The sequence below is a fragment of the Haloferax marinisediminis genome (assembly GCF_009674585.1).
Classification (GTDB): Archaea; Halobacteriota; Halobacteria; order Halobacteriales; family Haloferacaceae; genus Haloferax; species Haloferax marinisediminis.
On sequence record NZ_WKJP01000001.1, the window covers coordinates 618,934 to 645,498 of the forward strand.

A 26,565-nucleotide genomic window follows, 5' to 3' on the forward strand; every position below is an offset into this window, starting at 1 on the left:
CAGACCGACCACCAACGAACTACACCGACTATGACAGGATACACACGCGAGGAACTGCTCGCGGCACACGAACAGCTCGTCGACAACGAGGCGAACCTCATCGCAGATGGGGGCCAAGAACCGCCAGTCGTCGTCAAGATTGGCGGCGCGAAAGCCGTCGACCCAGAGGGTGCCGTCGCAGACGTCGCACACCTCGTCGCCAACGGCACCGACGTCGTCGTCGTCCACGGCGGGTCCACTGCCGTCGACGAGACGCTCGAAGAACTCGGCGAGGAACCGACCTACGTCGAATCACCCTCGGGTGTGACCGGCCGCTTCACCGACGAGCGCACCATGGAGGTGTTCTCGATGGTGATGCCCGGCAAACTCAACACCGACCTGACGGCGCTGTTCCGTGAGGCAGGCGTCGACGCGCTCGGCCTCTCTGGCGTGGACGGTGGACTCCTCACTGGCCCGCGCAAGTCGGCAGTTCGCGTCGTCGAGAACGGCAAGAAGAAGATCAAACGCGGCGACCACTCCGGGAAGATTACTTCGGTCAACGCGTCGCTCCTCGAAACCCTCCTCGACGGCGGCTACACGCCAATCGTGACCGTCCCGATGCTCGCCGACGACGGTGTCCCAGTGAACGCGGACGCCGACCGTGCCGCAGCGGCAGTCGCGGGCGCACTCGGCGCGAGACTCGTCGTCCTCACCGACGTGAAGGGCGTCTACGCCGACCCCGACGACGAATCGACGCTCATCGAGACGGCCGACACGCCCGAGGAGTTCGAGGCGCTCGAAGCGGCCGCAGAAGGCTTCATGACGAAGAAAGTCATGGCCGCGAAAGAAGCACTCACCGGCGGGGCCGCCGAAGTCATCGTCTCCGATGCGAACCTGAACGACCCCATCGTGACGGCGCTCAACGGCGGCGGCACGCACGTGACGCCCGGTGCGCTGGTCGAAGCTGAGGAGGCCTCGCAATAATGTCAGGTTTCGTCTTCAGCGAGAAGCCCATCACCATCGAATCCGGTGAGGGTCCGTACCTCTATTCGGACGACGGAACCGAGTATCTCGACTTCGGCGCGAGTTACGCCGTCGCGGCACTCGGCCACTCGCACCCTGCGGTCACCTCCGCGATTCAGGAGCAGGCCGCGAAGTTGACCTACGTGCAGGCGTCGTATCCGGTCGAGGTTCGCACCGAACTGTACGAGAAACTCGCCGCACTCGCACCGGGCGACATCGAGAACGTCTGGCTCTGTAACTCCGGGACCGAGGCGAACGAAGCGGCGATGAAGTTCGCCCGCTCGGCGACCGGCCGCCAGAAGATTATCGCCACCAAACGCGCCTTCCACGGGCGCACCCTCGGTTCACTCGCGCTCACGTGGAAACAGAAGTACAAGAAGCCGTACGAACCGGTCGCTGGCGGCGTCGAGTTCGTCACCTACGGCGACGAGGAAGAACTGGCAGAAGCCATCGACGACGAGACGGCCGCCGTCTTCCTCGAACCGATTCAGGGAGAGGGCGGCATCAACCCCGCTTCGGCGGAGTACCTACAGGCCGCCCGCGACCTGACCGAAGACGCGGGTGCAGCACTCGTCTTCGACGAGATTCAGACCGGAATCGGTCGCACTGGGTCGCTGTGGGCCTGCGAGAACGCCGGCGTCGTCCCCGACATTCTCACGAGTGCGAAAGGCATCGCCAACGGTCTCCCACTCGGCGCGACGCTCTGTGCCGACTGGATTGCCGACGGCGCGGCCTCCCACGGGTCGACGTTCTCCGGCGGTCCCGTCGTCTGTGCCGCCGCAAACGCCACCCTCGACACCATCGTCGAACAGGACATCCCCGGCCACGCAGCAGCGGTTGGGAACTACCTCACCAGCGAACTCGAAGCAGCCGTCGAGGAACACGACCTGCCAGTCCGCGAGGTCCGCGGCGAAGGTCTGATGATTGGCGTCGAGGTCAAACGCGGCGCGAACCGCACGCTGAAGCATCTCGCACTGTCCGAGCAGTTGCTCGCACTTCCGGCGGGGCGGACCGTCGTGCGGTTCCTCCCGCCACTCATCATCGAGGAAGAACACGCGGACCGCGCAGTGGATGCGATGACGAACGTGTTGTCATGAACGCTGGAACCACACACGACAGCCACAGCGAGACGGACGCCGCCCTCGTCGCCGACACCGACTGGGCCGAAGCGCGTCGTCTCCTCTACGACATGGTGTCGACCCCTTCCGTCTCGGGCGACGAGGAAGATGCCGCCGAGGTGCTGAAGGCGTTCTTCGAAGCACACGACCGTGAAGTGTGGATAGACGAGGTCGGAAACGTCCGTGCACCTGCCGACGACTCGGTGCTCCTCACCTCACACATCGACACTGTCCCCGGAGAGGTTCCCGTCAAAGTCGAAGACGGCGTCCTCTGGGGTCGCGGAAGCGTCGACGCCACCGGTCCACTCTGTTCGATGGCCGCGGCGGCCGTCGAGACAGGCGTCTCGTTCGTCGGCGTCGTCGGTGAAGAGACCTCTTCGCGCGGTGCGTGGCACCTCGTCGAAGACCGCGAGGCACCCGACGCCGTCATCAACGGCGAACCATCCGGGTGGGACGGCGTGACCCTCGGCTACCGCGGATTCCTCTCGGGGACGTACGTCTCGACCAGTGAGTTGGGACACTCGTCGCGCCCCGAAGACAACGCCATCCAGTCGGCCGTCGCGTGGTGGTCACGCGTCGCCGACTTCTTCGACGAAGAGTACGACGGCGTCTTCGACACGGTGACGACCAAGCCCGTGAACTTCGACGGCGGTCCCACCGAGGACGGCCTCGCCGTCGAGGCGACGGTGGACGTGCAGTTCCGCGTCCCGCCGCGCCTCACTATCGACGACGTACGCGAAGTCGCCGAGGGTGAACTCACCCGCGGGAGCGTCCACTGGAACAAACCCATCCCACCGGTCATGATGAGTCCGCGCACGGAAGTCGCGCGGGCGTTCCGCGTCGCAATCCGTGGCATCGGCGGGACGAAACCACGCCTGCTTCGCAAGACCGGGACCAGCGACATGAACATCTTCGCCGGGACGTGGGACTGCCCGATGGCGACCTACGGCCCCGGCAACTCGGACCTCGACCACGCACCCGACGAACGCCTCGAACTCACCGAGTTCGACAACTCCATCGACGTGCTCGTGGAGGTCTGTAAGACGCTGGCCGAGGACTGACCCTCGAATCACAGCCGACTGAGACACGGAATCGACACGGAGACACGACACTCACACAATGCTCGAAACGACACACTTCACCGACATCGACGACATCAGCGCATCGGAGTTAGACCGCGTCCTCACCCGCGCCGCCGACATCAAGTCCGGCGCAGACGAGACGCAACTCCCCCGAGCGACGCTGGCGATGCTCTTCGAGAAGCCGAGTACGCGTACTCGTGTCTCCTTCGAGACGGGCATGACCCAGTTGGGCGGTCACGCGCTGTTCCTCGGCCCCGAAGACATCCAACTCGGCCACGGCGAACCACTCTCAGATACCGCTCGTGTGCTGGGTCGCTACGGCGACGCCATCATGGTGCGCCTGTTCAAGCACGACGACCTGCTCGAAATCGCCGAACACTCTGAGGCACCGGTCATCAACGGTCTGACCGACGACGCTCATCCCTGCCAGACGCTCGCCGACTTGCTCACTATCCGTGAACACGTCGGCGAGTTCGACGAAGTACAGGCAGCGTGGGTCGGCGACGGGAACAACGTCGGTCAGTCGTTCGTCCTCGGGTGCGCCATGGCGGGCATCGACCTGACGGTTGCGACACCGCCAGACTACGCGATGGACGACGAGGTCATCGCACGCGCGGCCGAACTCGGGGAACCACCGAAGGTCACGACGAACCCCGACGAAGCCATCGCAGACGCCGACGTCGTCTACACCGACGTGTGGATTTCGATGGGCCAAGAGAGCCAACGCCACGAGAAACTGCAGGCGTTCGAAGGCTTCCAACTCAACGAGGACTTCCTGGCCGACACCGACGCGAAGGTCATGCACTGCCTCCCCGCACATCGCGGCGAGGAGATTACCGGAGACGTCCTCGAAGGCGACCAGTCTATCGTCTGGGACCAAGCAGAGAACCGTCTGCACGCCCAGAAGGGACTCATCGTCGAGTTGCTCGATAAATAAGCGAACCGTCGCCTACGCTTCTGCGCCTGCGCCGCCTTCCGCCTCGGGTTCGGCTTCCGACGGAATGAGACCGAGTTGCTGCATCGTTCCGTAGTAGTCGAAGGCGTCCCACTGTTCTGCGATTTTGTCGCCCTCGAACCGGTAGATGCTGATGCCGCTCGATTTCCAGTGGTTCCCCGTCGGTTCCGTGGTGAGGTACGACGGCGCTTCGTTCGTCCCTTCGAGCGTGTAGCGGACGGCAACCTGGTCGCCGGCAGCGAACATGCCTTCGATGGTAAATTCGAGGTCCGGCGTCCCGTCGAGGGCCTCCTGCATCATCTTCTTCGCTTCGTCGAGGTCGTGGTCACCCATCGTGTCGTGCATGACGAAGTCCTTGGTCGCGATTTCGTCGAACGCTTCCGGGTTGCGGTCGTTCCACATCGCCTCGCCGATCTTTCGAATCATCGGTTTCATCTCTGCTGTCGGTATCAGGTCCATCTCAGTTCACCGCGTGTACGTACGACTCGAATAATCATAGAAGGTTTGTCACAAAAACGAGTCTGTCTCTGGTGGCTGGTGGTCCAGTCGAGAAAAACCGAACCCTAGTCGTGTCGGTTCTACATCGTCCGGTCGAAGATTGGATACGCCAGTCCGAGGACGGCACCGAAGACGACGTGACCGACGAGACTGGTCGTGCTGATGTTCGGGAGCGGCGGGTTAGCGGGCGACCCGACGGCGCTCAGCCAGACGGGCATGACGAGGACGGCGAGAACCACCCAGAGCGCCACACCGTAGGCGATGCCGAGGCCGAGTGACTTCGCGGTCGTGTCGAGGCCCAGGACGCCTGCGAGGCCGGCGAAGGCGACGCCAAGAATCGCGCCGTGAGCGACGTGAATCGTGAAGCCAGCAGTGCCACCCGCGAGGGTGTACATCGATGGGATGGCAACTTCGAGGACGGGGCGCATCTGCATCACCATCATCGCCCCCATGACGATGGCAGCGACGGCGCCAGCGGCGACGCCTGCGACCCAGTTTCCGTCGAGTGTCGATTCGGTTCGTGCTGTCGTCTGTGTCGACATGTGGCCGCACGTTCATCGGTTCCGCAATTAATCCTCTCTCGGACGGGTGAGACTGCCGCATTGCGGGGATACGATTATATGGAGTGGTCCGCGTCGGGCGGTGACGCCGACAGGAGCACTCGCGGTTACGTGGGGGTTCCCCTCCGAGACTTTTAATCAGATGGCGGCCGAGAACCGTTCGTGGCCCACGCGAACGGTCCCCGCGACGACGATAACGACTCGGAGAGAGCGTGGCGCTTCTTCCCGTACGACGAACCGTACCCGAATCAGGAGGCGGCGATGTCCGGTATTTCGGACGCCCTCGACGACGAGCGCAACGTCCTCCTCGAAGGTGCGACTGGGACGGGAAAGACCATCTCGGCACTCGTCCCGGCGCTGGAGTACGCCCGTGAACACGACAAGACGGTGGTCATCACCACGAACGTCCACCAGCAGATGCGGCAGTTCATCGAAGACGCCCGCGCCATCACCCGACGCGAACCCATCCGAGCGGTGGTGTTCCGCGGCAAGTCCTCGATGTGCCACATCGACGTGGGGTTTCAGGAGTGCCAGACCCTCCGCGACACGACAAGAAGCATCGTCGAAAAGGAGTCCGACAAGTCTGAACTCTCAGAACAGGCCCAGACGCTCCTCGACCGGATGCGTGAGGGCGAGTCGGGTGCTGGTGAGGCCAGAACTGCCGTCACGAACGAACTCGACGCCATCGACGACGAGTTAGAACAGTTGAAAGAGGGCAACTACTGCGACCACTACTACAACAACCTCACGCAGAACACCGACGAGTTCTTCCAGTGGTTGTTCGACGACGTGCGGACGCCCGACGAGATTTTCGAACACGCCGGGCGACAGGACCTCTGTGGCTACGAACTGCTGAAAGAGGGGATGGAAGGTGTCGACCTCGTGGTCTGTAACTACCACCACCTGCTCGACCCGATGATTCGCGAGCAGTTCTTCCGGTGGTTAGACCGCGAGGCCGACGACATCATCACCGTCTTCGACGAGGCGCACAACATCGAGGGGGCGGCGCGTGACCACGCCAGCCGCGCCCTCACCGAGAACACCCTCGAAAGCGCGATGAACGAGTTGGTGGACGTAGACGACTCGCGCGCCGAGAGCGCCCGCAACGTCGTCGGGGCGTTCCTCGACGCACTCCGCGAGAGCTACGACGAAGCGTTCGGGTTCGGCGAACGCGAACAGGTCGGCGAGAACTGGTACGACCTCTCTATCGCCAGCCAAGGCCGCAGAGACGACCTGACGATGGAGTTCCTCCGGTCGTACGAGGGGCGCGGCATCGACGTGGAAGTCGAACTCGCCTTGCAGTTGGGCAAACGCCTCGACGAGCAGTACGAAGACGAGTACAAGAACGGCGAGGCGACGACGCGGAAAGAGTGTCAGACCCTGCAGGCGGCGAACTTCATCGCCGACTGGATGGAGATGGGTGACGAACTCGGCCGCCATCCCATGCTGTCGGTGCGGCGTGACGGCGGCACCGAGGAGATATACGGCCGTGCCGAACTCTACACCTGTATCCCTCGGGACGTGACCCGCGAGTTGTTCAACGAGGTCCACGCGAGTATTCTGATGTCGGCGACGCTGCGGCCGTTCGACGTGACAGAACAGACACTCGGCCTCGAAAAACCCGTGACGATGGCCTACGGGCTCGAATATCCCGAGGAGAACCGACGGACGTTCGCCGTCTCGTTGCCGGCGCTGTTCTCGTCGGAACGCGACAATCCAGCGACCCAAGAGACCATCGAGCAGTTGCTGGTCGACGCGGCCCGCTTCACACCGGGGAACACGCTCGTGTTCTTCCCCTCGTACGCGGAAGCAGAGCGCTACCACGAGCGACTCAGGGCGAATCCGATGGCCGACTTCGACTTCTTCCTCGACGAACCGGGCGTCCGCGCTGAGGAAGCACGACAGGAGTTCGTCGGCAAAGACGACGCTATCCTCCTCACGTCGCTGTGGGGAACACTCGCCGAAGGGGTGAGTTTCGACGGCGACGACGCGCGAACCGTCGTCGTCGTGGGCGTTCCGTATCCGCACCTCTCCGAACGATTGGAGGCAGTTCAAGACGCCTACGACCGCATCTATCGCGGCAAGAAAGAAGCAGGGTGGCGCTACGCCGTCGAGATTCCGACCATCCGCAAGACCAGACAGGCACTCGGGCGCGTCATCCGTGCGCCCGACGACTTCGGTGTGCGCATCCTCGCCGACAAACGCTACACGCGCGAGAGTTCGTCGATGGGCAAGTACGGCGTTCGTGGGTCGTTCCCCGTCGAAGAGCGGGCAGAACTGGTCGACATCGCGCCGGAGAAACTCAAGTTCGCGATGCTGAACTTCTACAACGACCACGACGCGTACGACGGCGACCCGCCACGGCCCTGAGACAGGCACGAACGTCCCAGTGAGCGGGACGTCCCTCGCCGTGCGATTCTTCCCTCTGCGAACCAACACATACCTGATGAGCGCGACCCCTCCCGGTCCGAAGGGAATCCCAGTCTTCGGCGCCAGTCGGCAGTACGCCCGCAACCCGTTCCGGTTCCTGACGGCAGTGGCGGATTCCTATGGCGACGTGGTCCACTTCGACCTCGGCCCGCTGGACACCTACATGCTGACGAACCCGACCGACATCGAACGCGTCCTCGTGAGCGAGGCGTCGAAGTTCCGAAAGCCGCAGTTCCAAGACCGGGCAATCGGTGACTTGCTCGGCGACGGCCTCCTCATGAGTGAGGGCGCGACGTGGCAGAAGCAGCGCCAACTCGCCCAACCCGCGTTCGACATGCGCCGTATCTCGACGATGGCGGGGATGATGACCGACCGCACCGAGAGGATGCTCTCGGAGTGGCACGACGGCGACGTGGTCGACGTGCAACTGGAGATGACGCGACTGACCGTCGAGATAATCGTCGACGCGATGTTCGGCGCGGACCTCGACGACGAGCGTATCCGACTGATTCAGGAGAACCTCGAACCACTCGGGACACGGTTCGAACCCGACCCGATTCGCTTCCTCATGCCCGACTGGGCACCGACGAGAGAGAACCGCGAGTACCACCAGTCGCTGTCGAAGCTCGAAGACCTCATCTGGGATATCGTCGACGAGCGCCGCGGGACCGAGTACGGACCGACGCCGGCGTCGTCGGTGGCGAACAGCGACTCGGTCGAGGGAGAACCGATGGACCTCCTCTCGATTCTCCTCCGCGCCTACGACGAGGGCGAACAGACGGAGAAGAACCTCCGCGACGAACTGATGACGATGCTGCTCGCGGGCCACGACACGACAGCGTTGACGCTCACGTACGCGTGGTACTTGCTGTCTCAGCATCCCGAGGCCGAGGCGAAGCTCCACCGCGAGTTGGACGACGTGCTCGGCGGACGAACGCCCACGTTCAAAGACGTTCGGCAGTTAACGTACACAGAACGCGTCCTCAACGAGTCGATGCGGCTGTACCCGCCGGTGTACGTCATGTTCCGTGAACCCAAAGTCGACGTACGTCTCGGTGGCTACCGTATCCCCGAAGGGTCGGCGATTATGCTCCCACAGTGGGTCGTCCACCGCTCGGAACGCTGGTGGAACAACCCACTGGAGTTCGACCCCGACCGCTGGTCACCGGAGCGGACGAGAGACCGACCACGGTTCGCCTACTTCCCGTTCGGTGGCGGGCCCCGCCACTGCATCGGCAAACATCTCTCGCTGCTCGAAGGGCGACTCATCCTCGGGACAGTCGCACAACAGTACGAACTCGACTACATCCGAGACGAACCGTTCTCGCTTCGTGGGTCGCTGACGATGCACCCCCAAGAACCGATGGGGATGCGACTGCACGCCCGCGAAGACTGACTCCTTCTCAGGCGGGGAGCGAGATACTCGCTGCAGTCTCCCGGAAGTTCCCGTCGTAGAGGTCGACACGGGAGACGGTCCACTCGACTGGGTCGAACTGTTGGCTCGCAACCGCGCGAGCGTCCGAAACGTCGCCACCGCGAGCGAGTGTGACGTGCGGCACGTAGTCGTCGCCTTCGAGCGCATCGACCGCGCCGTACTCCTCGACGAGTCGCCAGTGGAGGTCTTCGAGCCCGGGACTCTCGACGACGAGGTAGACGACCGGTGCAGACCCCCGTGGCGGGTGTTCGAAAAAGTCGATACCCGTCACACGGGCCTCGAACGCCGGTGCACCGCGGAGTGTCTGCCGAAGGCGCTCGCGGAGTCGGGCGAAGTCGTCGGATTCGAAGCGCTTGCACACGAGCGTGTGCCGGTCACGGACCCGGTCGAACGAGGCCAGGTACGGGAACAAGTCGGACGCGAGGCGGGCGACCCGCCCCGGAACCGGGACGTTCAGACTGTACACGCCAGTGTCTCACGGGAGGGATACAAAGGCGTGTCGTCGTCGTCGCGGGCGCGATGTGACCCGACGAGCGTCTGTGTTAGATACGGTCGAGTAACCAGAGGACGATGAGCGCTGCGACGACGAGGCCCAAGAGCGGCTTGAGCGGGCCCAAGAGCATCGTGAAGAGTCCGAGAATCTCACCGACGATTTCGAGCACCAGCCAGATGAGGACGAGGACCAACACGAGTTTCAGGAGGTCCTCTACGTCGATACCGTCTCGATTCAGTTTCATACACGGCCGGTCGGGGAGTCTGCAGTAAATACTTGGTGGCCAGTGTGAGAGTCGGTAACTCGGTAGGGTCAGCACGTCTGGTTCGACTGCCGGGTAGGTTTATTCGTCTACAGTGTCACTCTCTTTCATGGACAGTGTATTTTACCAACTTGGGAGGCTCTCCAGTAACTCGTCGGGAGTCGAGTCGTCGGCCTCGGTCGGCGGGTCGTCCCGCATCCCACGTTGGCTTGGTCCCCTCGCACTCGCGGTTGCGCTGTTCGGCATCGCCGTCGTCGTCTTGCCCGTCACGCCACTGACGCTCGCCGGATACGTCGTCCTCGCACTCGCCATCGCGGCGGTGTACGACGCCGTCGAAATCGTTCAGGCGTACGAGAAGCGGACGCTCACCGTCTTCGGAGACTACAAAGGAATTCTCGACCCGGGAATCAACTTCGTCCCACCGTTCGTCTCGAAGACCTACCGCTTCGACATGCGGACGCAGACGCTCGACGTGCCGTCACAAGAGGCCATCACCGAGGACAACTCGCCGGTGACCGCCGACGCCGTCGTCTACATCCGGGTGATGGACCCCGAGCGCGCCTTCCTCGAAGTCGACAACTACCGACGGGCCGTCTCACTGTTAGCACAGACGACGCTCCGTGCCGCCCTCGGTGACATGGAACTCGACGAGACGTTGGCGCGACGCGACCACATCAACGCACGCATTCGCCGAGAACTCGACGAACCGACCGACGAGTGGGGCGTCCGCGTCGAATCCGTCGAAGTGCGTGAAGTGAAACCGTCTGCAGACGTCGAGAACGCGATGGAACAGCAGACTGCCGCCGAACGCCGCCGCCGCGCCATGATTCTCGAAGCGCAAGGTGAGCGGCGCTCGGCCGTCGAGAAAGCGGAGGGTGACAAGCAGTCGAACATCATCAGCGCACAGGGGAAGAAACAGGCCGCCATCCTCCGTGCACAGGGTGACGCCATCTCGACGGTGCTCCGGGCCCGCGCCGCGGAGTCGATGGGCGAACGCGCCATCATCGACAAAGGGTTCGAGACGCTGTCGAGTATCGGCACGTCACCGTCGACGACGTACGTCCTCCCGCAGGAACTCACGTCACTGCTCGGACGCTACGGGAAGGGCCTCTCCGGGTCCGACGTACAGAAAGCCGCCGGCCTCGGCAGTCAGGAGTTCGACGAAGACACCCGAGAACTCATCGGACTCGACGACATCGACGAAATCCTCAGCGAACTCGGGTCGATCCAGACCGACGACCTGTCTACCGACGGTGTCGACATCGAAATCGAAGACGGCGGCGTCGAGATGGAGTCGCAGAAGTAGTCGCACGTCGGTGCGGTTCGTTTTCTCGGTCGGTCCACAACGGTGAGTCGTCGGTAAAAACAGAGCCTTCGTCCGTTCGAAGAGACCTGAAGCAGCAAGACGCCAGACAGGGGAGACGTAGTCCGCTGCCTCGAACGACTGCCTCGAAGCTGGTGACACCCTAGTTTGGCTGTCAGTTCGCAGTCGAGGAAGTCGACTCCCCCAGCGGCCACATCTCTGAGACCACCAGTTTGTTCCCTGCTTTCAGAGTCTCTACAGGCGCTGTTTCCCGTCGCGCCCGAGACGACACGAACACGAGCGTGGTTCCCCACCACGTCTGCGGCGGTCCGCAGACATGTAATAATTGCTTGAATGACTATTAGGCGCGTACGAACGTTCTCAGGTGCCGAGAGTTCGTGATAACGATACGGTACGCATTGGCGTCGCTGACGGTCGGATATCGGTGTGAGAAGTTGGAGCGTGAAACGCGCCGTCGGCGTTCGTGGCTTAGTCGTCGTTGCTCGCCCGGACCGTCAAGACCGGAGCGGACGACTGCCTGACGACACGTTCGGTGACGCTCCCGATGAGGTAGTGGTCGAGGCCGGTTCGGCCGTGGGTCGCCATCACGACGACGTCGATGTCGGCGTCGTCGGTGTACTCGGCGATGACCGAATCCGGAACGCCTTCCTCGATGATGCGCTCGGTGGGCACGTCGTCGGGGAGTGCATCCACCGCGGCATCGACGGCGGCCTCGGCGCGTTCGCGTTCTGACTCTTTCCACACGTTGGGGGCGATACCAGCGGATGGCGACTCGAACCGGTTGCGCGAGTCGGCGACCGAGAGCACGTGAACCGTCGCGTCGTAGGTCTGTGCGAGCGTCGTGGCGTGGTCGATCGTTGCTTTTGTCGCGTCACTACCGTCGGTCGGGAGCAGGATGTGGTCGTACATGGGTGGTGTGGACGAAGTGTGCGGTGTGGTTGATGAGGACCTCGTGTGAGTGTGGTGTGGAACCTAAACGAGGTGTGGTTCGTCGGTTAGATGCCTGCAGCCATCAGGAACAGCGCGACAGAGATGACTGCGAAGAGGCCACCGACGAAGGTTTTGATGGTTTCAGTCTCCAGTGCGTTGGACACGTACGGCGCGATTTGGCCGCCGAGGACCGTCGCAGGGACGGTGAAGACGACCATATTCCACGGCGTCGACGCCAGACTCAGGGTGTGGCCGCCGACGAGGCCGCCACCGAAGACGTGCACGAGCGACGCGAGGATGGCGGTCAGCGCGACGACGATGTGGTTGGTACCGATTGCGACGCGGACGGGCACTTTCGTGCTGAGCATCGAGATGATACCGAGTTCGCCGACACCGAAGCCAGCGAGCCCCTGGAACGTGCCGCCGATGCTGTAGTTGGCGAAGCGACGGAGGTAGCCGCTACGGGTGTATTTGTAGTCGTCACCTTCGCGGTCGACGCGGGTGACGGTTCCGTCGTCGTCGGTGCGGACGCCCGCTGGACCGAGCTTACCGGGGTCGTTCGGAAGACTCGACGTGACGGTTCCGCCGTCGGTCGCTGCGGCGTGTTCGGAACTCGAGCTACCCGGCTCTTCGTGACCGAGGTCTGCCTTGAACAGCAGGTACGACGCGGCCAAGAGCGCGATGCCGAGGAGCGCGTGGAAGACGACCTCGGGGATGATGAACGAGAGCAGGGCACCCCCGACGACGAACGGAATCGACCCGGCGACGAGGCTGAGCGCCAACCGTCGGTCGACGAGACCGTACTGGATGAACGCCACGGCCGAACTAGACAGGCCGAACGCTTCGCTGATGAGTCCCACCTTCACGATGGTCGCAGGTTCGAGCGGGTGTGCGAACACCGGGAAGATGAAGATGAGGAACGGGACGAACAGTGCCGACCCGCTGATTCCGACCGTGTTCACAGTCGTTGCCCCGAGGACGAACACCGGGAACAACCACCAGTAGTTGAGCCAGTAGTCCATACCGACGTCAGTGGGCGTTGGAGCCACAGTGAAGACGGCGGCGATGAACAGCACGGGTGCGATGAACACGAGGATGTGTTGATACTTCAGGAACGACTTCTGGACGTGACTGAGAGACTGAGAGCTCATTGTTCTCGTTGTTGTCAGTGCGTAGTTGCAGTCGCGCTCACTCGGGTCGAGTGACGCGAGGAAAACAGATTGTATACCGAATCGCCAGCGGATTCGCACCGCGTGCAAGGTTCATCCACCACAGACGGTGTGACCGACCCACACACCGGCGTCGCCGGTTGCGAGTGGTCACCCGACGAGTCAAGCGACTGGGGCTCGAACGACGGGAACATCTAGGTGATACCCCCGTTCGGGTAGGCGTGGTGAACGTTGTGTCCTGCTTGCTCGTCCGCAGCGTCCGCAGAGTTGCGGGTCACGGTGAAACGGGCATAGCGAGGTCGGGCTAATAAGTCTTGATACCGACCTAGCTTTTGGGTACGGTCCTCACACCGACGCGCGTCGAAGAAGCGGCGACAAGTGTGGGAACCCCTAGTCTGTACTCAGTCGATAGACCCGAACACCCGTCGAACGAGGGCGCGTTCGTTCTCGTAGGTCAGAACGTCGAGGGCATCTTCGGGGGAAACCCACTCGCGCGCACCCACCTCGTCGTCGGGGTCGAACGGGTCTTCGTCGACGAGGTGCATGTGCCAGATGAAGACCCCTTTTGGGCCACTCTCCGTGTCGGCATCGGCGTCGACCACGTACTCGTAACGCCCGGCAAAGCGGCCGCATTCGACCGAGGAGCGAGTCTCCTCTGCGACTTCTCGAATCGCAGTCTCGACGAGTGTCTCACCCGATTTGACCTTCCCCTTCGGGAGCGACCAGTCGTCGTACCGCGGACGATAGACGAGACAGATGCGCCCGTCGTCGCGTCGGAGGAGGCCACCAGCGGCGAACGTGAGTTGGGTGGCAGTAGCCACGTCAGAACTCGTCTGGTGGGGTGAGACCGTCGTCGTCCTCGTCTGGGTACTCGGGTGCGACACCATCTTCGAGACCGTCGACGTCGAACTCACGGCGGAGTTTCTGAATACGGTCGCGGATGTCGGCGGCGAGTTCGAATTCGAGGTTGTCGGCGGCCTCCTGCATCCGGTCTTCGAGGAACGCGATTTGTTCGACTGCTTCGTCCGCGTCCGCAGGTTTGTCGCCCGAGACGCCGCGCGTGTTCGTCTTGCTCCCGGGGAGGTTCGTCTCGCCGACTTCCTTCTCGATGGTCTTCGGCGTGTAGCCGTGTTCTTCGTTGAACTCCTGTTGGATACGACGACGACGCTGCGTCTCGGAGATGGCGGCGTCCATCGCGTCGGTGACCTCGTCGGCGTAGAGGACGACTTCGCCGTTGACGTTGCGGGCGGCCCGGCCCATCGTCTGGACCAGCGTCGTCTCAGAGCGCAAGAAGCCCTGCTGGTCGGCGTCGAGGATGGCGACGAGCGACACTTCCGGGATGTCGAGGCCCTCACGGAGGAGGTTGATGCCGACGAGCACGTCGATGTCGCCGAGGCGGAGCGACCGGATGAGTTCGTGGCGTTCGAGCGTGTCGGTCTCGTCGTGCATGTAGGCCACGTCGACGCCCGCCTCTTCGAGGTACTCGGTGAGGTCTTCGGCCATCCGTTTCGTGAGCGTGGTCACGAGCACGCGTTCGTCGCGGTCGATTCGGGCGTCGATTCGGGCCATCAGGTCGTCGACCTGTCCCGTCGCCTCCGCGACTTCGACTTTCGGGTCCACGAGGTGGGTCGGTCGAACGATTTGCTCCACGATTTGCTCGGAGTGTTCGCGCTCGTAGTCGCTCGGTGTCGCGGAGACGAACAGCAACTTGCCCGTCTTCTCTTCGAACTCCTCGAACGTCAGCGGCCGGTTGTCGTAGGCCGTCGGGAGACGGAACCCGTTTTCGACCAGCGAATCTTTACGAGACTTGTCACCGGCGTACTGTCCCTTGATTTGTGGGAGCGTCACGTGCGATTCGTCCACGACGGTGAGGAAGTCGTCGGGGAAGTAGTCGAGGAGCGTGTAGGGGGCGTCACCCACTTCGCGGTCCGAGAGGTGGACCGAGTAGTTCTCGATGCCGGAGCAGTGGCCCGTCTCACGCATCATCTCGATGTCGAAAGTGGTCCGTTCTTCGATGCGCTGGGCGGCGACGAGGTCACCCTGTCGCTGGAAGTACTTCACCCGCTCTTCCATCAGTTCTTCAATCTCACCGATGGCCTGTTCCATCTGTTCTTCGGGGATGGAGTAGTGTTCCGCCGGGTGGATGAGGACGGCCGGTTCGGACGATTTAACCTCGCCTTCGAGCGGGTCGAGTTTCATCATCCGGTCGATTTCGTCGCCCCAGAACTCGATGCGGACGGCGTAGCGGCCGTACATCGGGAACACTTCGACGGTGTCGCCGCGGACGCGGAACGTCCCCTGATGGAAGTCCACGTCGTTGCGCTCGTAGTTCAGGTCGACGAGGCGGCCGAGTAGCTCGTCGCGGTCGAGTTCCTCGCCGACTTCGAGGCGGAGGGACATGTCGGTGTAGTTCTTCGGGTCACCGAGACCGTAGATGGCCGAGACGGAAGCCACGACGATGACGTCGTCACGGGTGAGGAGCGACCGGGTCGCAGAGTGGCGAAGTCGGTCGATTTCCTCGTTGATGGACATATCCTTGTCGATGTAGGTGTCGGTCTGTTCGATGTACGCCTCGGGTTGGTAGTAGTCGTAGTACGAGACGAAGTACTCCACCGCGTTGTCGGGGAAGAGTCCCTTGAACTCCTCGTACAACTGGGCAGCGAGCGTCTTGTTGTGCGCGAGGACGAGCGTCGGTTTCTGAATCTCTTCGATGACCCACGAGACGGTGTTGGTTTTGCCGGAACCGGTGACACCGAGGAGCGTCTGAATATCCGCACCCTCACCGTACGCACGGGCCAACGCCTCGATGGCTTCGGGTTGGTCTCCCGCCGGTTCGAAGGGGGCGTCGACGCGGAATTCGCGTTCTGCCTCGGGTCTATCGGCAGACAGGGGACCGGACTCGCTCATTGCCAGTTGTTGGAAGTCGGCGTACTTGAGCGAGGCGGTGCTTGTCGGCGTGGGAATAGTTTTCCGACGAAACGACGTATGATACAGTATGACACGAGAAGAGCTCCAGAAGGCGAGTCAACTGCTCAAAGAGGCCGCCGAAAGTACCGATGGAGAAGTCCAGACCCGTCTCTACGACCAGTCCGACCAGTTAGCGAAACTCGCCGACCGCGAGCAGGGACCGGACCACGGGCGACTCGCCCGACACATGACCGTCCTCCACGACCTCGCCGACCAACTCGACGGTGATGCCGCCGAGAAAGTTCGAGAAGCCCGACAGCAGGTCCTCGAATACCGAAAGACCGTCCCCGGCGTCTGACGCCCGGCAGACAGACCCCTTCGTTTCCACTGGAACGTGAACGGTTGGCATGCATAGAGAGTGGTCGAGCAGACAGTGGTGAGAGACGATTCGAAGAAGAACGAATTACGCGAGTTTTGACCGCTGACCTATCCAAAATCCGAACAGCATAGCCAGAAATAGAATTGCTACTGGAATCCAGAATCCCAAATTAGTGAGCAACGCGAAAGAGAGCATTTCAGGTGCGAAGATGAACATCCAGAGGGGGATACCAATCACCAAGCTTGCGACAGCGACGAGAATAAATCTGGGATACGAATCCATCTACACCATAGTAATTTCTATGAGTTGATAATTTTCATCCCTGTCGCTCTCAGTTTCTCCCCCGTCCGCGACAGTAGCCAAATCGACGCGGCAAGCACACTGTCCCGCGAGCGAGGCCGAAGGCCGAGTCTCGCGGCCTTTTTTCCTCCAGGTTTTTGCTCCGAGCGGGTCGCCGGAGGCGACCCCCGAGGAGTAAAAAAGTGGGTCAGCAGACGTTCTTCGGCTTGATTCCCATCCCCTCCAACGTCTCCACGTATTCGTCGTAGGCAGCCTCGACAACCGTGTCGGCAGCGGCTCGGGCGGCGTCTTCGTCGTCGACGAGTTCCTCCACGGCGTCTGCGAGGCCCTCGACCTGCTCCTGCAGGTCGGACTTGAGCGTCCGGAAGGTGTTGGCGGCCTTGGGGTCGGCGTCGCCGATGAAGAAACCGACCATCTGTTCGACGGCCTTGAGGGAAACGACCGCACGCGCGAGCGCGCCGCCGAGTCGCTCGTCTGTCGTGTCGAAGTCAGCGAGAACGCTGTAGATAGTGGGTGCGTCGCCTTCAGGGTCAGCGTTCACGGTTTCGGCGTGCTCACGGGCCGTGTCGGCGAGGTCCGAAAACAGGGTTGCGGCGTCGTCGTTCGGTTCGTCGTCGGCCCACGTGTCGAACAGGTCGACAGCGGCCGCTGCCTCTGCCGCGGCGGCGGCACGAACGGCGTCGCCGTTCATCTCGCCGCCAGTGACGGCGAACAGCGCCTTCGAAGACCCAAGTCGGGAGAGGGGTGTTTCGTGCGCATCGCGGAGGGAATCGAGGAAGTCGGACATGCGGGTACGTACGCCCGAATCGGGTTTGTACCCATCGGCGGCGGCGAGTTCCGGTGGGAGTCTACGACACGTATTCGACCATCCTCGATTGCAGGCCTGACAATCGGTTCACGTATTTAAAACATCACCGACCAGTCAGAATCTAAAACATTATATATTGTATTATCATGATGGTATTCTATAACATGACGAACGTTGTCAGAGCAGCCGCAGAGAACAGTTCGAAGCTCGTCGAGCGCTATCTGCCCGACGCGTTCCTCTTCGCCGTCATCCTCACCGGCGTCGCATTCGCGTTGGCGATGGTGTTCGTCGCCCCGGCCGACGGTGTCGGCATGGCCGGACACGCACAGAATCTGCTCCTCGATGGGTGGTACGGCGGGTTCTGGAACCTGCTGTCCTTCGGGATGCAGATGACGCTCATCCTGATGACCGGGTACGCGCTCGCGCAAACCCGGCACGTCGACGCACTGCTGACCAAACTGGCGCGGATTCCGAACTCCGAGAAGGGCGCCGCAGCGATGGTTCCCGTCGTCGCCGCCGCCGCGTCGTTCGTCCACTGGGGACTCGGTCTCGTCGTCGGGGCACTGTTCGCTCGGAAGATTGCCTCCGAGTTCCGCGCAATCGACTTCCCAATCGTCGTCGCAGGTGCGTACTCAGGGTTCGTCGTCTGGCACGGTGGCCTCGCAGGGTCGATTCCGCTCTTGTTGAACACCGAGGGGAACTTCCTCATCGAAGCGGGCGTGCTGAGTTCGACGTACGCGACCGGTGGAACCATCTTCACCGTCGCGAACCTCGTCCTCGTCGTCGCCGTCGGGTTCCTCTTCCTGCCCGCGCTCTTCGCGCTGATGTACCCGAAATCCGATGCGAAAAAGACGCCAATCGACCCCGAAGAGTTGGAGGCGTCGGCCGATGGGGGGACGACGAACGTCTCGCTTCCTGACGACGCGTCCATCGCGACCCGTATCGAACACTCTGGCCTCGTGGCGACTGGAATCGGTCTCGCCGGACTCCTCGCAGTGGCCCTCTACTTCGGTGAAGGCATCACCAACGGGACGATGCCGTGGAACAACCTCAACCTGAACATCGTCAACTTCGCGTTCCTCTTCCTCGGCCTGACGCTCCACGGGACGCCGAAGGCGTACGTCGAATCCATCGTCGAAGCAGTCGAGAACGTCTGGGGCATCATCCTCCAGTTCCCGTTCTACGCCGGTATCATGGGCATCATGGCCTACGCACCCGGCGAGTCGGTCAGCCTCGCGACGCAAATCGCACAGGGTATGGTCGCCGTCTCTCCGGACGGCGCACTCCCTGCGATCGCCTTCTTCACGGCCGGCCTCGTGAACTTCTTCGTTCCTTCCGGCGGTGGCGAGTGGGCCGTCATCGGTGAGACGCTGGTCAAAGCAGCGCAGGCGTCCGGCACCTCGATTCCGCGCGTTGCGATGGCCGCCGCGTGGGGTGACGCGTGGACGAACATGATTCAGCCCTTCTGGGCGATCCCGCTGCTCTCCATCAGCGGCCTCTCCGTCCGCGACATCATGGGCTACTGCGTGATGGTACTCCTCGGGGCGGGCGTGCTCGTCACTGTCGGTATCAGCGTCCTCCCGATGTAATCCGCAAAAAGAACCGTACTCGAAACGAACTCAGTTTCCTTTTTCGACCGGTGCGCCAACGAGGTTGCCCCACTCCGTCCACGACCCGTCGTAGTTGGTGACGTTGTCGTAGCCGAGCAGTTCGTGGAGCGCGAACCACGCGATGGACGAGCGCTCGCCGATGCGGCAGTAGGCGATGGTGGACTCGCCGCCTTCGATGCCTTCAGCGGCGTAGAGGTCACCGAGTTCCTCGGCGGACTTGAACGTCCCGTCGTCGTTGACCGTCGCGGCCCACGAGATGTTGCTCGCGCCGGGGACGTGGCCACCACGCTGGGCGGTCTCTTGGAGTCCCGGCGGTGCGAGAATCTCGCCAGAGAACTCTTCGGGCGAGCGAACGTCGACGAGCGGAAGGCCCTTGTCGACTGCTTTCTGGACGTCGTCGCGGTAGGCACGAATCTCTTCGTAAGGACCCTTCGCCGCGTAGTCTTGTTCCGGATAGGACGGAACCTCATCGGTGGTTGGATAGTCGTTGTCGACCCAGTAGTCGCGACCACCGTTCATGAGGCGAACGTCCTCGTGACCGTAGTACTTGAACTGCCAGTAGGTGTACGCAGCGAACCAGTTCGAGTTGTCACCGTAGAGGACGACCGTCGAGTCCTCGGAGATGCCGTGGGAACCGAGGAGGTCCTCGAAGTCTTCCTTCGTCAGGACGTCGCGCGTGGTCTGGTCCTGCAGTTGGGACTCCCAGTTGAAGCCGATGGCACCGGGGGCGTGACTGTCGTCGTACGCCTCCGTGTCGACGTCGACTTCGACGAGACGATACGCCGAGTCGTCGCTCTGGAACTCGTCGAGGTGGCTTTCCACCCAGTCCGCTGAGACGAGAACATCCTTCGCGTAATCGGAGTTGGACATTACACTACAGTGTACGCCAGCAAACGGCATAACTCTCACAGCGACGGCATGTACGGCCTCACCTCGGGTGATGCGGAAAATGTTGCCCAAATAGCACGCCGTTGGCACCCGATTATCGGCCACTATTCGACTCATTTGCCCGGTTTTGGGGCCTGTTTTGGCTGATGCGGTAATACCATCCGGTATTTCGGACACGTGGCGAGGGGTGCATCGAGCCACGAACCTAAATCCGCCCACTGAGTAGGTGTCGCTATGGTAGACGTGGTCTCTGCAGCGTGGCTGTCGGAGCGACTCGACGACGTTCACGTCGTCGACGTCCGCGATGGCTGGGAGTTCGACGGAATCGGTCACCTCCCGAACGCCGTGTCGATTCCGTTCGACGAGTTCCGAAGCGCCGAGGGTGACGTGGGGATGCTCCCCGGCCGCGACGTGTGGGCCGAGTTACTGTCGGCTGCCGGAATCTCGGCCGACGACGACATCGTCGCGTACGACGACACACACGGTGTCTTCGCGGCTAGATTCATCGTGACGGCACTGCTGTACGGCCACGACCCGGCGAAACTCCACCTCCTCGACGGCGACTTCAGCGCGTGGAACCGCGAGTACGAGACGACGACCGACTCAGTCGAGGTACCCGTCACGACCTACGAGGTATCCGACCCGTCTGCGTCACCACTCGTCGATTTCGAGACGGTCGAATCGGCGCTGGACGACCCCGGGGCAGTCATCGTCGACACCCGTGACGAAGCAGAGTTCGAGGAGGGGCACCTCCCCGGCGCAGTCAACCTCGACTGGCGAGAACTCGTGGACGACGAGACGCGCGGTCTGAAACCGCGCGACGAACTCGATGCAATCCTCGAATCAGGTGGAATCACGCCCGACCGCCGAATCGTCCTCTACTGCAACACGGCCCGCCGAATCAGCCACACCTACGTCGTCCTCTCACACCTCGGCTACGACGATATCGAGTTCTACGAAGGAAGCCTCACCGAGTGGGAAGCACGCGACGGGGCGCTCGTCGAAGGCTGACTGGACGCCCGACAAAAGCTGGCGGGACACCCGTCGAAAGCTGACAACACACCTCTCAAACGTTAGTGAGCGACGCCGGCAGTCTCGTCTGAGTCGGTGTCGGTGCCCACCCCGGAACCTACCTCTGGGTCGGAGTGCTGAGGTCCGTCTCTCGGGGCCGAGTCGTCGACCATCGGCCCGTCCTCTTCGACGTTCAGTTCGTCTCCCAGAATCGAGACCATCTCTGCGAGGAGCGCGACGACGAGTGGTCCTGCGATGATACCGACCGGGCCGAGACTGAGGAGTCCACCGACGAATCCGACGAAATAGAGACTTCCGGGGAGGTCGGCCGTCTCTTTTGCGAGACGCGGGCGAATGAGGACGTCGGGAAGCCACGCGATTGCGAAGCCACCGACCACGACGATGAGCGCGGCGGCCACGACGTTGCCAACTGCGACGTGGTACAGCGCCAGCAGCGCGAGCAGGAAACTCGGGCCGACGATGGGGATAAACTGGAGGATTGCGGCCACCGTCGAGAGTGTGATAACGTAGTCGTATCCGAGTCCCCAAAACACCACGAGTGCGATGAAGAACGTCCCAACGGCGGTCGCTGCCTGCAGGACGTAGATAGCGAAGAGTGTCTCGCGGGCGCGTGTGTTGAGTGCCCTGGCCACGTCGTGGTACTCCATCGGGACCGACGCGAGAAGCGTCCGTCCAACTGAGTCACCGCCGAGAACCAGCGAGAACACCAAGAATCCGAACAGGGTGAGTTTGATGAGGACGACAGGTGCCGCCGTGGCGGCGGACCGTCCGAGCGACCGTATCAAGGAGAAGACCACCGTGAGCACCTCGTTCAGCGTCACCTCGTAGAACATATCGAGGAACTCGAACGAGAGCGCCTCCGGCAGGAGTGAGGCGAGGGCGAAGAGGTCGTCCAGACGGAGAAAGAGGATGACGAAGAGCGGTGCGAGAACGACGACGACGCCCACTGCGGCGACGACAGTCGCGACCGCACTCGCACCCCATCGAGATATCCCGCGAGCTTCGAGACGGCGTCTGAGCGGGATGAGGAGGTACGCGACCGTGATTGCGAAAAACACCGTCGCCAGTACGTCGACGAGGATGAACGCCGCGAGCAGCGAGATGAGCGCGAGGAGACCGCCGAGGACGTACAGGCGCGAACTAGTCACCCGTGTGGATTCTCCCGCAGGGTGCAAAATCGTTCCGCCGACAGGACCTGTTCTCACCCGTCTCGGCCTCGAATCTGGCAGGTGAGACACCATGGACATTAAATATCACCGAGTACAACAACCGAGTAATGAAGCGAAGAGCGTTCTTGAAAGCGACGGGGGCAGGTGGGACTGCTGCACTCCTCGCCGGGTGTACCGGAACGACGGATAGCGAGACGACGACGACCGAGTCGGGGGGCGGGACGGAGACCACCACCACGCAGGGTACGACGGTCGGGGGCGAAGACCAGGTACTCGCTGTCGGAACGTACGCGTCGTTCGTCGACGCACCGAGTTCGAGTCCCGGTGTCTGGCTCAAAGACCAGTTCGAATCGGAGTTCGACGCGACGCTGGAGTGGCAGACGCCAGAAGCAGGCGTGAACCACTACATCGAACGGGCACTCCGCGGTGTCGAATCCGGTGCAGACCTCTACGTCGGACTCGACGCGCAGATGCTCGTCCGCATCGACGACAAACTCGACGAGCCGCTGTTCACCCCGGCAGAAGGGCTCTCGCGCATCGGTGACGTGAACGAAGAGTTATCCTTCGACCCTGAGGGGCGTGCAGTCCCCTACGACACGGGGTACATCTCGCTCGTCTACGACGAGACGCAGGGTGAAGACGGGGCGTTCACCGCCCCGGAGACGTTCGACGGCCTGCTCGAACCCGAGTACGCAGGCGCACTCCTCGCGCAGAACCCAACGTCGTCGGCGACGGGACAGGCGTTCTTGCTCCACACTATCGACGCGAAGGGCGAAGACGGCTACCTCGACTACTGGGCACAGTTGAAGGAAAACGACGTGCGCGTGCTCGGTAACTGGGCCGACTCGTACACGGCGTACTCCAACGGCGAGGCGCCGATGGTCGTCTCGTACTCGACCGACCAGGTGTACGCGAGCCAGTCGGGAGAGGACCTGGCCAAACACCAGATTCGGTTCCTGAACGACCAGGGCTACGCCAACCCCGAGGGGATGGCGACGTTCGCGGACGCCACCCAACCCGACCTCGCCACCGAGTTCATGGACTTCGTCCTTCGGCCCGAGGTACAAGCAGAAATCGCCGTTCGCAACGTCCAGTTCCCGGCGACGACGACGGCAGAACTTCCCGAAGACTTCGCCCAGTACGCCCAAGAACCGCCGGAGGCTGTCACGTTCTCCTACGACCGTCTCAGAGACAACCTGAGTGAGTGGACCGACGCGTGGGCCCGCGAGTTCGCCAGTAAGTGAGGCCCCGCCGTGACCGCCGAGAGAACCGAACCCTCACGTGACCGCAGTGACAGGGGTTCAAGTGAGACACTGTGAGCACCATCGACACGCTCGCTGACGCGACTCGGACGCCGGTACGCTGGGTCGCTCGCACGCTCGAAGAGCGTCTGCTCACGCTCGTCGCGATCGGGACTGCCCTCGTCCTCTTCGTCCTGTTCTACTACCCCGTTGCGACCGTCTTCGCCGACGCCGTCATCGACGACGGCGCGTTCACGCTCGAACCCATCACGGCGATTCTGACGAGTGAGTTCTACCTCGTGGACATCATCTGGTTCACGGCGAAACAGGCGTTCTACTCGACGCTCGCCAGTCTCGCACTCGGTCTCCCCGCGGCGTGGTTGTTCGCCCGGTTCGAGTTCCCCGGCCGCGAGACGCTTCGCTCACTCACCATCCTCCCGTTCGTCATGCCCTCTATCATGGTCGCCATCGGCTTCGTGGCGACGTTCGGACGCAACGGGACACTCAATCGCGGTCTCGCACTCGTCGGTCTCCCACCAGTCGAGTTGTTGTTCACGCTCGAAGCCATCATCATCGCACACGCCTTCTACAACGCACCGCTCGTCGCTCGTGTGGTGACCGCCGCGTGGGAGAGTGTCGACGCTCGTGCCGTCGAAACCGCCCGCTCACTCGGCGCGAATCCACGGCGAGCATTCCGCGACGTGGTGCTCCCGCAACTCCTCCCGTCGGTCGGTATCGGCGCGACGCTGACCTTCATCTTCACCTTCGCGTCGTTCCCCATCGTCCTCGCACTCGGCGGGTTCCAACTGGCCACTATCGAGGTGTTCGTCTTCGCGAAGGTTCGTGACCTCGCGTACGCCGAGGCAGCGAGTCTCGCTGTCATCGAGACGGTTATCTCACTCACCCTGACGGCGGCCTATCTGAGTTACGAGGCACGACAGCGCGCTGCCGGCAGAACGGCGAATCCGCTTCCGCGGCAGTCGGTCGTTCCGACGGCGTGGACGCCGAAATCGACCCTTCGAACCGTCGGCATCGCCGTCTACACTGCCATCGTCGGTCTCGTGTTCATCGTCCCCATCGCGAGCATGATTCTCGCGAGCGTCACCGGCGCCGACGGCGGCCTCACCCTCGAACACTACGCCTTCCTCGCGGAGCGACAGGCGACTGGTGCGACGTATCAGGTCAAGCCACTGCCCGCAATCTGGAACTCGCTCCTCTTCGCCGTTGGCACACTCCTCATCGCCGTCCCGATGGGTGTGACGATGGCCGTCCTCACCACCCGCCGGTATCGTGGGCGAACGCTCATCGACGCCCTCGCGATGGCACCCTTCGCCGTCTCAGGAATCGTCGTCGGGCTCGGTCTCCTGCGTGGTCTCGTCTTCGGTGTCGACGTGTTCGGCACGCGCATCCGTGTGACCGGTGCGCTCGCTATCGTCGCTGCCCACGCCGTCGGCGCGTACCCGTTCGTCACGCGAAACGTCGCACCGCTGTTCTCCCGCCTCGACGACCGACTCGTAGAGTCGGCGCGGAGTCTCGGTGCGACTCGAACACGGGCCCTCGTCGACGTGGAACTCCCGCTGGTCTGGACCGGTGTCGTCGCGGGTGCCGCGTTCGCCGTCGCTATCAGTATCGGCGAGTTCGACTCCACGATTATCCTCGCAGAAGGCGCGGGACGGTACACGATGCCCGTGGCCGTCGAGCGACTCCTCGGCCGTCGCCTCGGTCCGGCGACCGCGATGGGGTGTATCCTCCTCCTCGTCACGTCTGTGAGTTTCTTCGTCGTCGACCGCTTCGGCGGGCGGTGGGGTGAACTATGAGCAGCGAATCAGAGTTGGAAGCAGAGCCGAACGAGAGTACGGAAAGTTATGCTCGTCGCCCGAAGACGGAGACACGTGAACTCGGAGGGCATGACGTGAAACTCGAACTCGACGGCGTCTCGAAGCGCTACGGGACGGCGACGGCGCTCGACTCGGTGTCGCTGTCGGTCGACAACGGCGAATTCTTCACGCTCGTCGGCCCCTCCGGGTGCGGAAAGACGACGACACTCCGCTGTATCGCCGGGTTCGAGTCACCGACCGACGGTGAGGTCCGCTTCGACGGCGAGTCGATGACGGGCGTGCCACCCGAAGCGAGGAACGTCGGTGTGGTGTTCCAGAACTACGCGCTGTTTCCGCACATGAGCGTCGGCGAGAACGTCGCCTACGGACTCCGGTTCGCAGACCCACCGGGCGGCGTCTCCCGCGACGAGCGCGTTTCGGAACTCCTCGAACTCGTCGACCTCGCTGGATTCGAAGACCGTGACCCGGATTCACTCTCCGGCGGGCAGCAACAGCGTGTCGCACTCGCACGCGCGCTCGCACCCGGCCCTGACCTCCTCCTGCTCGACGAACCCATGTCGGCACTCGACGCCCGGCTCCGTGAGCGACTCCGTCAACAGGTCAAGCGCATCCAGTCGGAACTCGGTGTCACGACGGTGTACGTCACGCACGACCAGTCGGAAGCACTCGCCGTCTCCGACCGCGTGGCCGTCCTCAATCGTGGCCGCGTCGAACAGGTTGGCGACCCCCGCGACGTGTACCATCGCCCCCGAACCGAGTTCGTCGCGGAGTTCGTCGGCGAGAACAACGTCCTCCACGCAGTCGTGGAGTCTCGACTGGAAACAGGGGGGGTCGAGGTCGCTGTCGGCGACCAGTCGTTCGTGCTCGACACCGGTGACAACTCGGTCGGCGAGTCGCTCACGTTCTGTGTCCGGCCCGAGGACCTCCACGTCGACGCCGAGGAAAACCAGATTCGCGGCACCATTACCGACACCGAGTTCCAAGGCGCGACCACGCGCATCAGACTCGATTGGGAGGGAACCGAACTGACCGTCGTAGTGGCAGACGACGGTGATGAACGGTTCCAAGTGGGGTCGGAACTCGTCGTCGGGTTCGACCCCGACGCGGCGCACATCGTCGCGTAAACAGAACGCTC

Annotated in this window: 24 protein-coding genes; 13 read left to right on the forward strand and 11 right to left on the reverse strand. The window is 62.8% G+C overall.

Annotated elements, in window-relative coordinates:
• Window positions 1-30 precede the first annotated feature (30 nt).
• Genes GJR98_RS03245 through argF form a run of 4 tightly spaced genes read left to right on the forward strand, consistent with a single transcriptional unit; the run spans window position 31 to window position 4,139 of the window.
• Entirely contained in the window at window positions 31-963 is a 933-nt protein-coding gene (locus GJR98_RS03245) for an acetylglutamate/acetylaminoadipate kinase (protein WP_151135423.1), read from the forward strand.
• The gene (locus GJR98_RS03250) at window positions 963-2,099 is read left to right on the forward strand and encodes an aspartate aminotransferase family protein (RefSeq protein ID WP_151135425.1); all 1,137 of its coding nucleotides are present in this window, start codon (window positions 963-965) and stop codon (window positions 2,097-2,099) included. Before GJR98_RS03245 ends, GJR98_RS03250 begins: the two co-directional genes overlap by 1 nt.
• Window positions 2,096-3,181: a [LysW]-lysine hydrolase gene (locus tag GJR98_RS03255; RefSeq protein ID WP_151135427.1), complete on the forward strand. Its 1,086-nt coding sequence runs from the start codon at window positions 2,096-2,098 to the stop codon at window positions 3,179-3,181. Before GJR98_RS03250 ends, GJR98_RS03255 begins: the two co-directional genes overlap by 4 nt.
• 58 nt (window positions 3,182-3,239) lie before the next feature.
• A complete protein-coding gene (gene argF, locus GJR98_RS03260) occupies window positions 3,240-4,139 on the forward strand; it encodes an ornithine carbamoyltransferase (protein ID WP_151135430.1) in 900 nt (299 codons plus the stop codon).
• 12 nt (window positions 4,140-4,151) lie between these two features.
• Here the strand turns inward: argF and GJR98_RS03265 are convergent, their stop codons facing one another.
• Window positions 4,152-4,616: an ester cyclase gene (locus GJR98_RS03265; protein WP_151135432.1), complete on the reverse strand. Its 465-nt coding sequence runs from the start codon at window positions 4,614-4,616 to the stop codon at window positions 4,152-4,154.
• Window positions 4,617-4,735: 119 nt separating this feature from the next.
• Window positions 4,736-5,197, reverse strand: coding sequence for a DUF1440 domain-containing protein (locus GJR98_RS03270; RefSeq protein WP_151135434.1), 462 nt, complete (start codon window positions 5,195-5,197; stop codon window positions 4,736-4,738).
• Between the two features lie 180 nt (window positions 5,198-5,377).
• Between GJR98_RS03270 and GJR98_RS03275 the strand changes: the two genes are divergently transcribed.
• Both GJR98_RS03275 and GJR98_RS03280 read left to right on the forward strand, forming a co-directional pair.
• Window positions 5,378-7,585, forward strand: a complete 2,208-nt coding sequence (locus GJR98_RS03275) for an ATP-dependent DNA helicase (protein WP_151135436.1) — start codon at window positions 5,378-5,380, stop codon at window positions 7,583-7,585.
• 76 nt (window positions 7,586-7,661) lie between these two features.
• A complete protein-coding gene (locus GJR98_RS03280) occupies window positions 7,662-9,041 on the forward strand; it encodes a cytochrome P450 (protein ID WP_151135438.1) in 1,380 nt (459 codons plus the stop codon).
• A 7-nt stretch (window positions 9,042-9,048) separates the two neighbouring features.
• Here the strand turns inward: GJR98_RS03280 and GJR98_RS03285 are convergent, their stop codons facing one another.
• Entirely contained in the window at window positions 9,049-9,546 is a 498-nt protein-coding gene (locus GJR98_RS03285; protein WP_151135440.1) for a 2'-5' RNA ligase family protein, read from the reverse strand.
• A 76-nt stretch (window positions 9,547-9,622) separates the two neighbouring features.
• A complete protein-coding gene (locus tag GJR98_RS03290) occupies window positions 9,623-9,817 on the reverse strand; it encodes a DUF7554 family protein (protein WP_151135442.1) in 195 nt (64 codons plus the stop codon).
• Window positions 9,818-9,944: 127 nt separating this feature from the next.
• On the opposite strand from GJR98_RS03290, the gene GJR98_RS03295 reads away from it, so the two are divergent.
• Window positions 9,945-11,141: an SPFH domain-containing protein gene (locus GJR98_RS03295; protein WP_151135444.1), complete on the forward strand. Its 1,197-nt coding sequence runs from the start codon at window positions 9,945-9,947 to the stop codon at window positions 11,139-11,141.
• A 486-nt stretch (window positions 11,142-11,627) separates the two neighbouring features.
• On the opposite strand, the gene GJR98_RS03300 is transcribed toward GJR98_RS03295, so the two are convergent.
• From GJR98_RS03300 to uvrB, 4 genes are all read right to left on the reverse strand, one after another.
• The gene (locus GJR98_RS03300) at window positions 11,628-12,068 is read right to left on the reverse strand and encodes a universal stress protein (RefSeq protein WP_151135446.1); all 441 of its coding nucleotides are present in this window, start codon (window positions 12,066-12,068) and stop codon (window positions 11,628-11,630) included.
• An 86-nt stretch (window positions 12,069-12,154) separates the two neighbouring features.
• Window positions 12,155-13,240: a sulfite exporter TauE/SafE family protein gene (locus GJR98_RS03305; RefSeq protein ID WP_151135448.1), complete on the reverse strand. Its 1,086-nt coding sequence runs from the start codon at window positions 13,238-13,240 to the stop codon at window positions 12,155-12,157.
• A 419-nt stretch (window positions 13,241-13,659) separates the two neighbouring features.
• A complete protein-coding gene (locus tag GJR98_RS03310; RefSeq protein ID WP_225316356.1) occupies window positions 13,660-14,079 on the reverse strand; it encodes an NUDIX hydrolase in 420 nt (139 codons plus the stop codon).
• A gap of 1 nt (window position 14,080) precedes the next feature.
• Window positions 14,081-16,165: an excinuclease ABC subunit UvrB gene (gene uvrB / locus GJR98_RS03315; RefSeq protein WP_151135454.1), complete on the reverse strand. Its 2,085-nt coding sequence runs from the start codon at window positions 16,163-16,165 to the stop codon at window positions 14,081-14,083.
• Between the two features lie 88 nt (window positions 16,166-16,253).
• Between uvrB and GJR98_RS03320 the strand changes: the two genes are divergently transcribed.
• Window positions 16,254-16,523, forward strand: a complete 270-nt coding sequence (locus tag GJR98_RS03320; RefSeq protein ID WP_151135456.1) for a DUF7553 family protein — start codon at window positions 16,254-16,256, stop codon at window positions 16,521-16,523.
• Between the two features lie 508 nt (window positions 16,524-17,031).
• Here the strand turns inward: GJR98_RS03320 and GJR98_RS03325 are convergent.
• Window positions 17,032-17,631, reverse strand: a complete 600-nt coding sequence (locus tag GJR98_RS03325) for a transcription antitermination protein (RefSeq protein WP_151135458.1) — start codon at window positions 17,629-17,631, stop codon at window positions 17,032-17,034.
• Window positions 17,632-17,816: 185 nt separating this feature from the next.
• Between GJR98_RS03325 and GJR98_RS03330 the strand changes: the two genes are divergently transcribed.
• Entirely contained in the window at window positions 17,817-19,241 is a 1,425-nt protein-coding gene (locus tag GJR98_RS03330) for a short-chain fatty acid transporter (RefSeq protein WP_151135460.1), read from the forward strand.
• A gap of 30 nt (window positions 19,242-19,271) precedes the next feature.
• On the opposite strand, the gene GJR98_RS03335 is transcribed toward GJR98_RS03330, so the two are convergent.
• Window positions 19,272-20,132 carry a sulfurtransferase gene (locus GJR98_RS03335; RefSeq protein ID WP_151135462.1) on the reverse strand — a complete coding sequence of 287 codons (861 nt, stop codon included), beginning with the start codon at window positions 20,130-20,132 and terminating at the stop codon, window positions 19,272-19,274.
• Between the two features lie 252 nt (window positions 20,133-20,384).
• On the opposite strand from GJR98_RS03335, the gene GJR98_RS03340 reads away from it, so the two are divergent.
• Entirely contained in the window at window positions 20,385-21,161 is a 777-nt protein-coding gene (locus GJR98_RS03340; RefSeq protein WP_151135464.1) for a sulfurtransferase, read from the forward strand.
• Between the two features lie 62 nt (window positions 21,162-21,223).
• Here the strand turns inward: GJR98_RS03340 and GJR98_RS03345 are convergent, their stop codons facing one another.
• Complete coding sequence (locus GJR98_RS03345; RefSeq protein ID WP_151135466.1) at window positions 21,224-22,330, reverse strand: AI-2E family transporter; 1,107 nt, start codon at window positions 22,328-22,330, stop codon at window positions 21,224-21,226.
• A gap of 128 nt (window positions 22,331-22,458) precedes the next feature.
• Here GJR98_RS03345 and GJR98_RS03350 point away from each other — a divergent pair, with 128 nt between their 5' ends.
• The 3 genes from GJR98_RS03350 (at window position 22,459) to GJR98_RS03360 (ending at window position 26,554) form a co-directional block, all read left to right on the forward strand.
• The gene (locus GJR98_RS03350; RefSeq protein WP_151135468.1) at window positions 22,459-23,595 is read left to right on the forward strand and encodes a thiamine ABC transporter substrate-binding protein; all 1,137 of its coding nucleotides are present in this window, start codon (window positions 22,459-22,461) and stop codon (window positions 23,593-23,595) included.
• 80 nt (window positions 23,596-23,675) lie between these two features.
• Window positions 23,676-25,409 carry an ABC transporter permease gene (locus GJR98_RS03355; RefSeq protein ID WP_151139374.1) on the forward strand — a complete coding sequence of 578 codons (1,734 nt, stop codon included), beginning with the start codon at window positions 23,676-23,678 and terminating at the stop codon, window positions 25,407-25,409.
• Between the two features lie 95 nt (window positions 25,410-25,504).
• On the forward strand, window positions 25,505-26,554 hold the full coding sequence (locus GJR98_RS03360; RefSeq protein ID WP_151139375.1) for an ABC transporter ATP-binding protein: 1,050 nt from the start codon (window positions 25,505-25,507) through the stop codon (window positions 26,552-26,554).
• Window positions 26,555-26,565: the final 11 nt, after the last annotated feature.

Coding starts and splice junctions, on each gene's coding strand:
- GJR98_RS03300 (WP_151135446.1), bottom strand. CDS start 12,068: ATGTACGACCACATCCTGCTCCCGACCGACGGTAGTGACGCGACAAAA.
- uvrB (WP_151135454.1), bottom strand. CDS start 16,165: ATGAGCGAGTCCGGTCCCCTGTCTGCCGATAGACCCGAGGCAGAACGC.
- GJR98_RS03255 (WP_151135427.1), top strand. CDS start 2,096: ATGAACGCTGGAACCACACACGACAGCCACAGCGAGACGGACGCCGCC.
- GJR98_RS03325 (WP_151135458.1), bottom strand. CDS start 17,631: ATGTCCGACTTCCTCGATTCCCTCCGCGATGCGCACGAAACACCCCTC.
- GJR98_RS03305 (WP_151135448.1), bottom strand. CDS start 13,240: ATGAGCTCTCAGTCTCTCAGTCACGTCCAGAAGTCGTTCCTGAAGTAT.
- GJR98_RS03350 (WP_151135468.1), top strand. CDS start 22,459: ATGAAGCGAAGAGCGTTCTTGAAAGCGACGGGGGCAGGTGGGACTGCT.
- GJR98_RS03335 (WP_151135462.1), bottom strand. CDS start 20,132: ATGTCCAACTCCGATTACGCGAAGGATGTTCTCGTCTCAGCGGACTGG.
- GJR98_RS03250 (WP_151135425.1), top strand. CDS start 963: ATGTCAGGTTTCGTCTTCAGCGAGAAGCCCATCACCATCGAATCCGGT.
- GJR98_RS03265 (WP_151135432.1), bottom strand. CDS start 4,616: ATGGACCTGATACCGACAGCAGAGATGAAACCGATGATTCGAAAGATC.
- argF (WP_151135430.1), top strand. CDS start 3,240: ATGCTCGAAACGACACACTTCACCGACATCGACGACATCAGCGCATCG.
- GJR98_RS03245 (WP_151135423.1), top strand. CDS start 31: ATGACAGGATACACACGCGAGGAACTGCTCGCGGCACACGAACAGCTC.
- GJR98_RS03270 (WP_151135434.1), bottom strand. CDS start 5,197: ATGTCGACACAGACGACAGCACGAACCGAATCGACACTCGACGGAAAC.
- GJR98_RS03280 (WP_151135438.1), top strand. CDS start 7,662: ATGAGCGCGACCCCTCCCGGTCCGAAGGGAATCCCAGTCTTCGGCGCC.
- GJR98_RS03330 (WP_151135460.1), top strand. CDS start 17,817: ATGACGAACGTTGTCAGAGCAGCCGCAGAGAACAGTTCGAAGCTCGTC.
- GJR98_RS03290 (WP_151135442.1), bottom strand. CDS start 9,817: ATGAAACTGAATCGAGACGGTATCGACGTAGAGGACCTCCTGAAACTC.
- GJR98_RS03320 (WP_151135456.1), top strand. CDS start 16,254: ATGACACGAGAAGAGCTCCAGAAGGCGAGTCAACTGCTCAAAGAGGCC.
- GJR98_RS03340 (WP_151135464.1), top strand. CDS start 20,385: ATGGTAGACGTGGTCTCTGCAGCGTGGCTGTCGGAGCGACTCGACGAC.
- GJR98_RS03295 (WP_151135444.1), top strand. CDS start 9,945: ATGGACAGTGTATTTTACCAACTTGGGAGGCTCTCCAGTAACTCGTCG.